Annotated in this window: 9 protein-coding genes; all 9 read left to right on the plus strand. The window is 58.4% G+C overall.

Annotation, left to right across the window (positions count from 1 at the left end; all coding sequences use genetic code 11):
• Positions 1–131 precede the first annotated feature (131 nt).
• The 9 genes from IPK70_14690 to IPK70_14730 all read left to right on the plus strand — a co-directional run bounded on the left by IPK70_14690 (position 132) and on the right by IPK70_14730 (position 14,307).
• Complete coding sequence (locus tag IPK70_14690; protein MBK8228407.1) at positions 132–1,823, plus strand: hypothetical protein; 1,692 nt, start codon at positions 132–134, stop codon at positions 1,821–1,823.
• On the plus strand, positions 1,820–3,316 hold the full coding sequence (locus IPK70_14695; protein MBK8228408.1) for a hypothetical protein: 1,497 nt from the start codon (positions 1,820–1,822) through the stop codon (positions 3,314–3,316). The genes IPK70_14690 and IPK70_14695 overlap by 4 nt, the downstream gene beginning before the upstream one ends.
• A gap of 137 nt (positions 3,317–3,453) precedes the next feature.
• Positions 3,454–5,409: a DEAD/DEAH box helicase family protein gene (locus IPK70_14700; protein ID MBK8228409.1), complete on the plus strand. Its 1,956-nt coding sequence runs from the start codon at positions 3,454–3,456 to the stop codon at positions 5,407–5,409.
• Positions 5,410–5,430: 21 nt separating this feature from the next.
• A complete protein-coding gene (locus tag IPK70_14705; GenBank protein MBK8228410.1) occupies positions 5,431–7,089 on the plus strand; it encodes an SAM-dependent DNA methyltransferase in 1,659 nt (552 codons plus the stop codon).
• Positions 7,082–8,275: a restriction endonuclease subunit S gene (locus IPK70_14710; protein MBK8228411.1), complete on the plus strand. Its 1,194-nt coding sequence runs from the start codon at positions 7,082–7,084 to the stop codon at positions 8,273–8,275. The genes IPK70_14705 and IPK70_14710 overlap by 8 nt, the downstream gene beginning before the upstream one ends.
• Before the next feature lie 5 nt (positions 8,276–8,280).
• Positions 8,281–8,970 (plus strand): abortive infection family protein, encoded by a 690-nt coding sequence (locus tag IPK70_14715; GenBank protein ID MBK8228412.1) that lies wholly within the window; start codon positions 8,281–8,283, stop codon positions 8,968–8,970.
• The gene (locus tag IPK70_14720; GenBank protein MBK8228413.1) at positions 8,963–12,109 is read left to right on the plus strand and encodes a type I restriction endonuclease subunit R; all 3,147 of its coding nucleotides are present in this window, start codon (positions 8,963–8,965) and stop codon (positions 12,107–12,109) included. The genes IPK70_14715 and IPK70_14720 overlap by 8 nt, the downstream gene beginning before the upstream one ends.
• Before the next feature lie 30 nt (positions 12,110–12,139).
• On the plus strand, positions 12,140–12,502 hold the full coding sequence (locus tag IPK70_14725) for a hypothetical protein (protein MBK8228414.1): 363 nt from the start codon (positions 12,140–12,142) through the stop codon (positions 12,500–12,502).
• Between the two features lie 5 nt (positions 12,503–12,507).
• The gene (locus tag IPK70_14730) at positions 12,508–14,307 is read left to right on the plus strand and encodes a DUF262 domain-containing protein (GenBank protein ID MBK8228415.1); all 1,800 of its coding nucleotides are present in this window, start codon (positions 12,508–12,510) and stop codon (positions 14,305–14,307) included.

Raw genomic sequence — 14,307 nt, forward strand, 5'->3', positions numbered from 1 at the left:
AAATCGGCCAGGGACGAGGAAGCAACACGGGGTCTTTGAAAAGCGCCAAACTCAGTGCTAGTGGCACGCTGCTTTATGACTTTGCAACTGAGCCCAAGCCAAAGATCGCTGAAGGGCCTTTGCGCATAAGCGTGAAACGGACCCCAGAGCGCACGGAGCAAGTCCGCTCCTGGTTCACGACAACGAAGCGACGGCATGAGCGCCACATCGCACCACTCAAAGCAGGACTTTATCGTGGTGCTTTGGAATTGGAGGCCATAGCGAAAGAAGCAAGGGACGAAGTAGACGGGAACAAGTGCGGTGCTGTGCAGGCGAAGTGGGACCAGAGCAAGACGAAGGTGGAGACGGTGATCGCACAGAGCGATTCCCTCATCGCGCATTGGATGATCGAATGGCTTTGGTACACGAACGGAGTCGCTACCCTGGACCCCTTCAAGCGGCCCGCCAAACCAAAACGATCCTCGGACACGCTCTCGGTCGTGCTGCTCCGTGGGGAGGTGGATGCCTACGACAAGCAACTGGCCTGTTGCTCAGCGGAACGCACACCTGCCGAACTCGCACAATTGGTGAAGGCCCGGAAGGATGCTCAAAGTGAATTGACCCTCATGCTCAAAAGGAACAAGGAGGTCACGGATTCAACAGCCGCGCGCAACGCTGTCACGAAGTTCCTCCGGGAACCTTCAGTGGTGCTCAACGACGTGCTCTTGTACTTGAGCAACAAGGATCGACAACACTTCATGCGGCATTTCGACGGGGCGAAAACCTACGGCTCCATGACACCCACGCTTCGCGGGGAGTATTACACCTTCGAGAAGCGCCATTTCCTGGTACACAACTACCGGGGGGATGCAAAACTCTTGGAACTCACGGCTACAACAGAGGCCATCACCTCGCACGATCCCGCCGTGGCGGAGGAGGTGAACGCTCAATTGGGAGCACTGACAAGCTTGATCAGCAATACGGCCGCTGCGGCCATCGAATCAAGAGATTTCCATGCGAACATCTCCACCTCCCGACAAAGCGATCCGGAGATGCACCAGTACATCAATGCGCTTGATGGGGGGCAGAAGTCCGTGCTTTATCTGAGCCGCAAGCCGGTATGTGACGCCGTCATACGAAAGATAAAACCCGAGCATGAGGCGCTTGAGCAAGGGGCAAGCCATCGCTACGCCCAACTGGACTCCATCCTCGACGTGTTCAAGGTCGATGCTCAGCCCGCCGAGGAGACCACGCTCATGCGCAGCGTGGAAGTGGAGATGAAAACCACACTGAAAGCGAAGCAACGCGTGAGTTATACCCTCATGCAACTCGATGAGAAGGACGAGAGCAAGAAGAAGACCTTACGGACGGGCACCTTCGACCTCTATGAGTTGCAGCGCATCCGGCTATTCGGCGGTGTATCCTATGCGGTGCCTTTCGGTGATTCGGTGGCACGGACCACGGTTACGGTGACCGGCGGACAATTAACCGATGTGCAGCGCGCCAACGAACAGGCGCGTTTCATGGTCGGCTTGAAGTTCCATGTTTTCGGCGGAGGTGCCGAGGTGGACGACAACCGGTTCACTTTCCACCCGCGCAGACTCGCCATCGCCGCAGGCGTGGGCCTGCCCAAGCCCAAGGATGACCTTTACCTCGGCCTGAGCTACGACCTCTATCCAGGATTCAACGTGAACCTGCTGTGCCAGTGGTACCGCAGCGATGTCGTGGACCTCAAGAACGGCCAAGTGCTGGAGACCGGGTCGGTCTATCAAGCAACTCCCGCCATTGCGGTTACATTGGATAGTTCCTTGTTCACGAGCCTCCTTAAGCTATTCGCGCTATGACGAAGCCCCTCCTCCTTGCGCCAGTCGTGGTGATGCTCTTGTCCGGGTGCCGCAAACCCGATTCCCTGCCCGGTTCAAGCGACATTGGCCTCCATGTCACCATCACTAACGATGTGAACGGCACGGGCACGCCGCAGGATTATTCCGACAAGTACATCTACGTGGCCAATACCGACGACGCCATCAACTACCTCTTCAGCGTGAAGACCGATGCCAGCGGCAATGCCTTGGTGAAGGGGCTTGCCGAAGAGGAGAGCTACGATGTGTACGCCCACGAGATGCGCGAAGGTCTCCAATACTCCGGGCGCATCACCATCCAAGCGGATGGAGCCGGGCAGCAGCACCTCGATCTGCGACCCGGGAATTCAGACCAGAACGGTTTCCTCATCACCTGCACGGATGCGGCTGATGGACCCTTGCCGAATCTTCGGGTGCGCGTGTACACCAGCCTTGCACTGGCCCAGCAGAACGATTCGAACCTGGCTTATTTCAAAGGGAACACCGACTCGTTCGGCCGGGTGTCCAAGACCGAAACGGCCACCACCTCCTATTATGCGCGCATCCGTAGCCTGGATCAACAGCTGGACACAACGGTGTCGGTCCCGGTGAATTCACGCGGGATCACCCGTATCACGTGCCGCTTCGTCGTGCCGTCACCTACCGGGCTCCGCCTCGTCATCCGCGATAGCAACGGGGCCGGCATCCCGCAAGTGAACGTCTGCGCGTTCGCCACCGCTGCCCTGGCCCAGGCGGGCGATTGTGCGAGTGCCGCCTTCCAAGGCGCCACTGGACCTGACGGAAGCTATCAGAAAGTGGGCATCCCGCCGCAGACCTATCACGTGCGTGCGCGCAACGCGTTGCTTGGATTGGATACCACGTACACCTGCGATGTGCAGGCACAAACGATCTGTGAGACCACCATCGATCTGCCGCCAATCACGATCCTGCAGCTTTCCTGCATCGACCTGAACGGCGCTGGCATACCGGGGCTTACGATACGAGCGTATGTCTCACCGGTATTGGCCGCCTCGAACGACCCGGCCTTGGCTACATTCGAATTGCCTGCCGTTGGCAATGGCGTGTACCGCAAGGAAGGAATGGCGGCGCAACAGTACTGGCTGCGGATCACCAGTGGTGCGCAGGGTATTGACGCCGTCGAGGTCCTTGGTGTCACAGCCAGCGTACTCAACGCCTATAGCGTTACCATCGGACCTACCGGTTTCGACCTCTTCTGCCACGACGGTAACCTGCAAGGAATACCGGGTCTGGTTGTGCAGGCATACACCACCGAGGCCTTTGCGCTGGGAGCATTGGAAGACTTGGCTGTATTCACACTCGAGCCGCAAGGCATAGGCCACTATCGAAACACGGGTCTGGTGCCAGGCACCTATTGGCTCAGCATCCGGAATGAAGATATACCTGTGGACACGGTGCAACAAATTCTTGTGCAGCAGTACAGTGTGAACACGCTAGACCTGGACGTGATACCATAGTGGTGACCATACAACGGTCATGCACCAGCTTTTCAGGCCTTGGCGGACCCGCTAACCGGCTATTCATTGGGCATGAGTGTTTGCTGGGGGATTCTCTTCAAGCGGGTTGGGCCGAGAGCGGTAATTTGAACCCCTCCATGTCCCCCACCCCGGAACAACTCGCCCGCGAGCGCATCGATGCCATGCTCGCCGCTTCCGGCTGGACCGTTCAGGACAAGAAAGCCCTGAAACCCTCGGCTTCTTTGGGTGTCGCCGTCCGCGAGTACGACACCGATGTTGGCCCAGCGGATTACATCCTCTTCGTGGATCGCGTGCCGGTCGGCGTCGTGGAAGCCAAGAAGCCCGAAGAAGCTGAGCGCTTCACCGCCCATGAAGCCCAGCCCGAAGAGTACGCGAGCGCGAAACTGCGTTGGACCGTCGGCAAGAGCACCCTTCCTTTCATCTACCTCAGCACGGGCGAGATCACCAAGCATTGGGACCAACGCGATCCCAAGCCCCGCGCTCGTGAGGTCTTCAGTTTCCACAAGCCGGAGACGCTGCAAGAGTTGCTCAAGACCGAACCGTTGCGTTCGCGCCTGAAGCAGTTCGGTGCATTGGACCCCGACAAGCTCCGCGATTGCCAGGTCAATGCCATCACCAACCTCGAGAAGAGCTTTTCCCTGAACAAACCCCGCGCGCTGGTACAGATGGCCACGGGCAGCGGCAAGACCTTCACCGCCATCACCAGCATCTACCGCCTGCTGAAGCCGCCCGTGCGCATGCGGCGCATCCTCTTCCTGGTGGACACCAAGAACCTGGGCGAGCAGGCCGAGCAGGAATTCCAGAGCTACACGCCCAACGACGACCGCCGCAAGTTCACCGAGCTGTACACCGTGCAACGGCTCAGCAGCAGCTTCATCGATGCCGGCGCGCAGGTGTGCATCAGCACCATCCAGCGCATGTACTCCATCCTGCAGGGCGAGCCGCTGGATGCGAGCGCGGAGGAGCAGACCGGCGCTGATGTGGAGCGCGTGCTCGGCAAGAAGCCGCAGCCACCGCTCCAGTACAATGCGAACTACCCGCCGGAGTTCTTCGACCTCATCATCATCGACGAGTGCCACCGCAGCATCTACAACCTGTGGCGGCAGGTGCTGGAGTACTTCGATGCCTACCTCGTGGGCCTTACCGCCACGCCGGACAGCCGCACCTACGCCTTCTTCAACGAGAACGTGGTGAGCGAGTACACGCACGAGCAGGCCGTGGCCGATGGCGTGAACGTGGGCTACGACGAGTACCTGATCGAAACGCGCATCACGCAGAAAGGCGCCGAGATCAAGGCGCAACAACAGGTGGACAAGCGCGACCGCCTTACGCGGAAGCGCCGCTGGGAGCAGGCCGATGAGGACATCACCTACACCGGCACGCAGCTGGATCGCGACGTGGTGAACCCCAGCCAGATCCGCACGATCATCAAGGCCTTCAAGAAGGCGGTGGAAACGGAGATCTTCCCGCACCGCACGGAGGTGCCCAAGACGCTCATCTTCGCCAAGACCGACAGTCACGCGGACGACATCATCCAGATCGTGCGCGAGGAGTATGGCGAAGGCAACGACTTCTGCAAGAAGATCACCTACAGTACCGAGGAGGATCCCAAGGGCCTGCTGGCGCGCTTCCGCAACGATTACAACCCGCGCATCGCCGTTACCGTGGACATGATCGCCACCGGCACCGACGTGAAGCCGCTGGAGTGCCTGCTCTTCATGCGCGACGTGAAGAGCCGCAACTACTTCGAGCAGATGAAGGGCCGCGGCACCCGCACCCTCGATGCCGACAGCCTGAAGAAGGTGAGCCCCAGCGCCACCACCAACAAAACGCACTTCGTGCTGGTGGACGCCGTGGGCGTTACCAAGTGCTGCAAGACCGACAGCCGTCCGTTGGAACGCAGGATGTTTTGGGCGTGCCCCCTCGCAAAGCCTCGGGGTCCGGCTTTCCGCTCCAAGTCCGCGCCCGGATTACCGGGCTTGCGGGCTTTCCGCTTCAATCCGTCACGCGAAATGCGGGATCGCGTTCCACCTTTGATCCTACACACACCGAGCGCAGTAGCGGACCGGTAACTTGAGTACCGAACACAAACTATGGCTGAAGAGAAGACCACCACTGCCCGCAAGGCTGCCAAAAGCATCGCCAAGGCGAACGAACCACTTGGCTTTGAAACTGAGCTCTGGCGCAGTGCCGACCTGATGCGCGGTAAGATGGACGCCAGCGAGTACAAGCATGTGGTGCTCGGCTTGCTGTTCCTGAAGTACATCAGCGATGCCTTTGCGGAGGCACGCGCGGAGATCAAGAAGAACATCGACGACCCTGAGCATGACGACCACTTGCCACCGGGCCTGAAGGACCGCGAAGCACAAGTGCAAGCCATACTGGAAGACCGTGACCAGTACACCATGAACCGGGTGTTCTGGGTGCCCAAGGAGGCACGTTGGGAACACATCCGGGCTCAGGCCACGCTGAATACGCTGGGCAAGACCATTGATGATGCAATGCTCGCCGTGGAGCGCGAGAACGCCGCGCTGAAGAACGTGCTGCCTAAGGACTACGCCCATCCGGATATGGCCGTGGTGCAGTTGGCCCCCTTGATCAACTTGATCAGTGGCATGATGCTCGGCGACAAGGAGAGCCGGGGCAAGGATGTGCTGGGCCGTGTGTATGAATACTTCCTAAGCCAATTTGCCAGCGCAGAAGGCAAAAACAGCGGCGAATTCTACACGCCTCGCAGCGTGGTGAACACCTTGGTGCGAATGCTTGCACCCTACAAGGGCCGCGTGTACGACCCGTGCAGTGGCAGTGGCGGTATGTTCGTGCTCAGCGAAAAGTTCGTGGAGGAACACGGTGGCCGCGTGGGTGACATCAGCATCTTCGGTCAGGAGAGCAACCCCACCACTTGGCGCTTGTGCAAGATGAACCTTGCCATCCGGGGCATAGAGTGCGACCTTGGGCCTGAACCCGCGGACACCTTCCATCGCGACTTGCACCCCGACCAAAAGTTCGACTACATCCTGGCGAACCCGCCATTCAACATCAAGACCTGGGGCGGCGAGCACCTGCGAAACGATGTACGGTGGAGCATTGCACCACCACCAGAAGGCAACGCCAACTACGCTTGGGTGCAGCACATCCTGCACCACCTGAAACCGCATGGCGTGGCGGGCTTCGTGCTATCCAACGGTAGCATGAGCGGCAAGACCGGTGGCGAAGACGAGATCCGCAAACAACTGATCGAGCGCGACTTGGTGGATTGCATGGTCTCCCTGCCCGGCCAGCTCTTTTACAGCACCGCCATACCGGTGTGCCTCTGGTTCCTAGCCCGCGACAAGAAGAACGGCCGTGGCCGCGAAGGCCGTGCACTGAAGGACCGCAGCCGCCGTATCCTCTTCATCAATGCCAGCAAGCTGAAAGGTGAAATGGTGGGCCGTACGCACCGGGTACTTACCGAAGAGGAGATCAACCGCGTTGCCAACACCTACCACAACTGGCGGGGAGATGGGGATGAGCCATACGAGGATGTATCGGGATTCAGCAAGTCTGCCACATTGGAAGACGTACGACTGCACAAGTACATACTTACGCCCGGTCGGTATGTGGGTGCGGCGGCTGGTGAAGAGGACGGCGAACCATTCGACAAGAAATACGACCGCCTCAACGCCACGTTGATAAGTCAATTGGACGACGGTTCCAAGTTGGATGACATTATCCGTACAAATCTCGCCAACCTGACCTTTGACAATGAGTGAGCGGCAGGTCCTTCCTCTCTCTGAACTTGCATCTTTACACAAGGAACAAGAGAACCCTGCGCAGCACGGCGCAGGGCTAGTGTTTCACTTCAGCCTGCCCGCTTTCGATGAAGGGCGCTCACCAAAACTTGAATCCGGTTCGTCGATCAAGAGCAACAAGTTCACAGTACCTAAAGATGCTATTCTGGTATCCAAGCTTAACCCTCGGATCCCGCGCGTTTGGCTACCAGAGATCGACGCCTCGTTGCCGAGCTATGCTTCAACTGAGTTCCTTGTACTGCGGCCCAAAAAGGGCATTGACCGAAGATTCCTTTCCTACCTGTGCCAAAGCCCAACCTTCTCTGAAGAACTGGAGCAGCGAGTCACAGGCACTTCAGGAAGCCATCAACGGGTGAATCCTCAGGATGCACTCGCGCTGGAATTGGAAGTGCCAGACCACGACGACCAATTGGCAATCGCCTCCGTCCTCGGTGCCCTTGACGATAAAATCGAGCTGAACCGGCAGACGAACCGCACCTTGGAGGAGCTGGCGCGGGCGTTGTTCAGGAAGTGGTTCGTCGATGAAGCCGACGGTTGGGAAGAAGTCGCACTTGAAGAGCACGTACAGGTGACCAAGGGCCTCAGTTACAAAGGCAGTGGGCTTTCAGAAAGCGAAGGCTTGCCACTGCATAACCTCAACGCTATTTACGAGGGTGGCGGCTACAAGTACGATGGCGTCAAGTGGTACACTGGCGACTATAAAGAGCGACACGTTCTCAAGCCAGGCGATGTCATCGTGGCGAACACCGAGCAAGGGCACGAGCATCTGCTCATCGGCTGTCCGGCTATTGTACCCAAGTACTTCGGCGAGATGGGGCTGTTCACGCACCACATCTTCCGTGCGGTACCCAAGGCGGGTTCACCGCTTACGAACCACTTCATCTATTTGGCCCTTTGTGCACCGCAGTTGCGCGAACAGGTGATCGGCTACACCAACGGCACCACCGTGAATGGCTTGGCGCAGGACGGTTTGGAGAAGCCCACCTTCCCGCTGCCACCAGCAGAACGCATTCAACAATTCGAGAAGATCGTGGCACCGCTGTTTGCTAAGAAGGAACAACTTCATGATGAAACGGTCACCCTCGCCACATTGCGGGATACACTGCTGCCCAAGCTCATGAGTGGCGAAGTGCGCTTACAAGGTTGATCGCCATGGCCGAAGCCTTCCTCATGTCCGGAGCTCGCGAGGTGCTTTCGCGCCTAAAAGGGGCTGGGCACATGCAACAGCAAATCGAGCTCATCGAGACAAGCGTTGTCGCCTACCCGAACAACGTTTTCGATATCGCTAAGGCGTTGGTAGAGACGTGCTGCAAGACAATTCTAACAGACCGTAGTGTTGTGTATGACGGCAGCAGCGACTTGCCGGCACTCTTCAGACATTTATTAGAGAATATCAGGCTGGTACCTGAGGACCATTCAGGTGACACAGAACTACAGGGCAAGGTTCGGAAGCTGGTAGGCGCCACGCAGACTATGGTTTCTGCCTTGTGCGAAGTGCGAAATCATGCTGGGATGTCTTCTCATGGTCAAGATGCGTTCGCGTTGTCTTTGTTGCCAGCACAAGCGATGTTCGCGGCACGAACGGCAGACGCCTTGGTCACATACTTGTTCACGATGCACCTTGACCATACCGGGCCAAGGGATGACAGCCGACGTAGGCATAGTGACAAGCCGGTGTTCAATGAGTACGTGGATGAACTACATGAGAAAGTGAAGATCTTCGGCTACACGTATGCGGCAAGCGAAGTGCTCTTCGCGGTGGACATGAGCGCCTACGATGCGGAACTGGAGGCCTACGATGCGGACGCGGAAACCCGCACAGAAAAGGAAGGTGATGAATGAGGACTACATAGAACAATTGGCGCTGGGGTGGTTGGAAGCCTTGGGTTACCCTGTCCTCTACGGGCCGCACATGGCCCCCGGCGAGATGTTCGAGGAACGCGCAGGCTTCACGGATGCGTGGCTTGCCAAACGCTTGCGCGATGCCATTGAGCGCCTGAATCCGGAGCTGGATACGGACGGCATCGACGAAGCCTATCGCGCGATAACGGTTCCGCAACATGCCGCCTTGATCACCCAGAACCGAGCCTACCACAAGATACTTGTGGACGGCTATGCGGTACCCATGCAGCGTGCCGATGGAACCAAGGGCCACACGCCCGCGCGCTACATCGACTACGAGGACCTGAGCAACAACGACTGGCTCGCGGTGAACCAGTACACGGTGGTGGATGGCAAAGTGAACCGGCGTGCTGATGTGGTGGTGTTCGTGAACGGACTTCCGCTGGCGGTGCTGGAACTGAAGAACGCTGCGAGCGCGCAGGCAAGTGTTGAAGCGGCCTTCAAGCAATTGCAGACCTACAAGAAGCAGGTTCCGGCATTATTCCAGCACAACCTCTTTTGCGTGGCCAGCGATGGGCTCTTCGCTCGCGTAGGCACCATCACCACCGGCAAAGAACGCTTCGCGCCATGGCGCACCATTGAAGGCGACAAGCTCGCCCCATCGGATACACCGGAACTGGAAGTGATGGTGCGCGGCGTGTTTGAGCAGCGCCGTTTCCTGGACCTGTTGCGGCATTTCACTGTGTTCGAGGATGACCCCGGTGGGCTGGTGCTGAAGAAGGTCGCAGGCTACCACCAATTCCACGCGGTGAACGTGGCCGTGGAGGAAACACTTCGCGCGACCACAGTTGTCCCCAACGCGCAGGATCCGGCAACTGGCTATTCCGCCCTCAAGCGCACGGACGCCGCACCGGGCGACCGTAGAGTGGGTGTGATCTGGCACACGCAGGGCAGTGGCAAGAGCTTGACGATGTTGTTCTATGCCGGACGGTTGGTGCAGCATCCCGGTATGGAGAACCCGACCATCGTTATGCTCACGGATCGTAACGACCTGGACGAGCAACTCTTCGACACCTTCAGCCGAGGCCATGAACTGTTGCGCCAGCGGCCAAGTCGCGCAGGCAGTCGCGCCGAAGCGCGGCAGTTGTTGGCCGTCGCTAGTGGAGGCGTGGTCTTCGCCACCATCCAGAAGTTCCTACCAGATGAAGCGTTCACCGACCATCCGATACTGAGCGATCGGCGCAACATCGTGGTGATCGCCGACGAAGCACACCGTAGCCAATACGGGTTCATTGAAGGCTTCGCGCGCCATTTGCGCACCGCCTTGCCCAACGCATCGTTCATCGGCTTCACCGGCACACCGGTAGAGAAGGACGATGCCGACACACGCTCGGTCTTCGGCGATTACATCAGCATCTACGACATCAAGCGCGCCGTGGAAGACGGTGCCACGGTACCCATCTACTACGAGAGCCGCTTGGCTCGTATCGACCTGAAGGAGGAAGAACGACCAAACTTGGATCCTGCCTTCGAGGAAGCAACCGAAGGCGAGGAGCTCGAAGGCCGCGAACGACTAAAGACCAAGTGGGCCGCGCTGGAGAAACTGGTAGGCTCAGAGAAACGATTGGAGTTGATCGCGGAGGATCTATTGAAGCATTGGGAAGCGCGTGTGCAAGTGGTGGATGGCAAAGCCATGATCGTGTGCATGAGCCGCCGCATTTGCGTGGACCTGTACAATGCACTCACGAAGCTTCACCCCGAATGGCATAGCACCGACGATGCGGAAGGCGTGCTAAAAGTGATTATGACCGGAAGCGCCAGCGACCCCGATACTTGGCAGGATCACATCCGCAACAAAGCCCGCCGAGAGGAACTGGCCAAGCGATTCAAGAAACCCGACGACCCACTGAAGCTGGTGATTGTGCGCGACATGTGGTTGACCGGCTTCGACGCGCCTTGCCTGCACACGCTTTACGTGGACAAGCCCATGCGCAGCCACGGCCTGATGCAGGCAATCGCACGCGTAAATCGCGTATTCCGCGACAAGCCGAACGGTCTCGTGGTTGACTACCTGGGCTTAGCAAACGAACTGCGCAAAGCGACCGCAACATATACAGAAAGCGGAGGCGCTGGAGAGGCTACACATGACAAGGAGCAGGCCCTATCGGTGATGCAGGAGAAGTTCGAGGTCTGTGGAGCATTCTTCCATGACTTCGATCGTTCACCTTGGACCACTGGTGCACCACAAGACAAACTCAATCTCTTGCCCAGAGCACAGGAACATATCTTGGCGCAAGGCGGTGATGAGACCCATTCGGCCAAGTCGCGCTTCCTGTCTGCAACCAACGATCTGCGAAGAGCATTTGCCTTGGCTAGTCCACATGAACGTGCTACCGCCATCGTGGAGGAGGTACGTTTCTTCATAAGCGTTGCCGCTGTGCTGCGCAAGCGCGAGGTCGTCGACCGGGAAGAGAGCCGCGAGGACATGGACCAAGCCATACGGCAGTTGGTATCGCAGGCCGTTGCTCCGGGTGGCGTGGTAGACATCTTTGCTGCTGCCGGTTTGAAGAAGCCGGAACTGAGCATCCTGAGCGATGCCTTCTTGGATGAGGTGAAGGACATGCCCCAGCGCAATCTGGCGGTGGAGTTCTTGCGGAAGATGCTGAATGGAGAGGTACGCCGTCGTGAACGACAGAACGTGGTGCAAGCCCGGTCCTTCGCAGAGATGTTGGAACAGACCATCCGTGGCTATCAGAACCGCGCGATCGAAACGGTGGAGGTGATCCAACGACTCATTGAGTTGGCCAAGCAGATGCGCGAAGCCGACAAGCGCGGAGAGGACCTTGGCTTATCCGATGACGAAGTCGCCTTCTATGATGCGTTGGAGGTGAACGACAGCGCCGTGCAGGTACTCGGTGAGCCTACGCTTAAGCTGATCGCCCAAGATCTTGTCAAGAGCATTCGCTCGAACGTCACCATCGACTGGACCGAACGCGATGCTGTGAAAGCCCTCTTGCGTGTTGCTGTGAAGCGGATCCTTCGCCGGTATGGCTATCCACCGGACAAGCAGGCAAGGGCAACGGAGCTTGTTCTAGAGCAAGCCGAGACCATTGCGAAGGAGTGGGCGGAAACGACATGATCCAGTCCAGTATCCTCACAATCACATACGATGATCCTGAACATTGACACGCTGCGACCAATCACAGATATACCCTATCGCCAAGACTTTGATCGCTGGCGCGGGCGATTGAGCGACGCACAGTATGATGCCATCATGGTAGCTCTGAATGAACGCTTTGATGGTACTGATATCCAGACCTCGAGTTGGATACCGGGAAGCGATTGGATGGGAACGGTTTACGAGCCGATCTACACCACCGCCTGTCTCCGTGACTTTAATGAATCTGCACTTTGCTTCGGCCTGTTCGTGTGGGTCGCTGTCCAAAACCGGGAGGACGAATGGGGCTTTGGGCGATACAAATTGAAGGATATCCCAATTAGTGGGCTGACCTACTTCAGAGTACATCGATAGACACAATGCAAACCCAGAAATACTCCATCCAACAACCCCTCATCGAAAGCCTGCTCTCGTGGGTGAAGGAGGGCGAGATCGCCATACCGGAGATCCAGCGGCCCTTCGTCTGGGACAAGAGCAAGGTGCGCGACCTGATGGACAGCATCTACCGGGGCTATCCGGTGGGCTACATCATCACGTGGAAGAACCCGACGATCCGGTTGAAGAACGGCAACCTCGGTGAGGGCAAGAAGATCCTGATCGATGGGCAGCAGCGCATCACCGCCCTGCGCGCCGCGCTGATGGACGAGTACGTGGTGGACCAGGACTACGCCCGCATCAAGATCAAGATCGCCTTCCACCCGCTGGAGGAGCGCTTCGAGGTGCAAACGCCCATCATCCAGAAGGACAAGCTCTGGCTGCCGGACATCAGCGTGTTCTTCAGCAGCGGTTTTTCGCTGATCAAATTGAACAAGGAGTACACCGCCGCCAACCCCGGCGCGGACCCCGAGGTGGTGGAGCGCAGTTTGGGCCAGCTGGCCAACCTGGCCAAGCGGCAGATCGGCGTGATCGAGCTGAACGCCGACCTGGATATCGAGACGGTGACGGAGATCTTCATCCGCATCAACAGCAAGGGCGTGGTGCTGAGCCAGGCGGATTTCGCCATGAGCAAGATCGCCAGCAACGAAACGCACGGCGGCCCACTGCTGCGCAAGGCCATCGATTACTTCTGCCACCTGTGCAAGGAGCCGCAGTACTACGACCACATCAAGGAACACGACGCGGAGTTCGCCGCCACGGACCACTTCAAGGCCATGAAGTGGCTGCGCAACGAGACCGAGGACCTCTACGACCCGGACTATACCGACATGCTGCGCGTGGCGAGCGGCGTGGAGTTCGGCCGGGGCAAGATGAGCGACCTGGTGAGCCTGCTGAGCGGCCGCGATTTCGAGAAGCGCACCTTCGAAGAGAGCGTGGTGGAGCATTCGTTCCAGCGCCTCAACGCGGGCGTAACCCGCTTCATCAACGAGAGCGACTTCAAGTTCTTCACCCTCATCCTGCGCTCCGCGGGCTTCATCCACGCCAAGCTGATGCGTAGCCAGAACGCGGTGAACTTCGCCTACCTGCTCTACCTGCACCTGCGCCGCCAGGGCATGGACCGCGGCGATGAACTGCAAAGCCTGGTGCGCCGCTGGTACGTGATGAGCATCCTCACCGAGCGGGCTACAGGCAGCTTCGAGAGCCGCTTCGACCGGGACATCAAGCGCTTGAACGAGAAGAACGCCAGCGACTACCTGAGCGAGATCGAGGCCGGTGACCTCAGTGATGCCTTCTGGAACAGCGTGCTACCCGGTCACATGGAAAGTCCGCAAGTGAGCAGTCCGTTCTACGGCGTGTACCTGGCCGCGCAAGTGAACCACAAGGACCACGGCCTCTTCAGCCGCCACCTTACCGTACACGACATGCTGCTCACACGCGGTGACATCCACCACATCTTCCCGAAGGCGCTGCTGAAGAAGCACGGCATGGGCCGCACACAATACAACCGCCTGAGCAACCTCACCTTCATGGACCAGCCGGGCAACATCAAGATCGGCGACCGCACACCCGCCGCCTACTTCACCGCCGTGGCCGATAAAGTGGAGAAGGGCAAGGATGGCGTGAGCGGCTTGCGCAATGCAGCCGACCTGAAGAAGAGCCTGCGCGAGAATTGCATCCCCGATGGCATCTTCGGCTACGACGTGAAGGACTACGACGACTTCCTGGAGGAGCGGAAGGTGCTGATGGCGAAGAAGATCAGGGGGTATTATGAGGGGTTGTGA

It is taken from the genome of Flavobacteriales bacterium (assembly GCA_016712535.1).
Lineage (GTDB): Bacteria > Bacteroidota > Bacteroidia > Flavobacteriales_F > PHOS-HE28 > PHOS-HE28.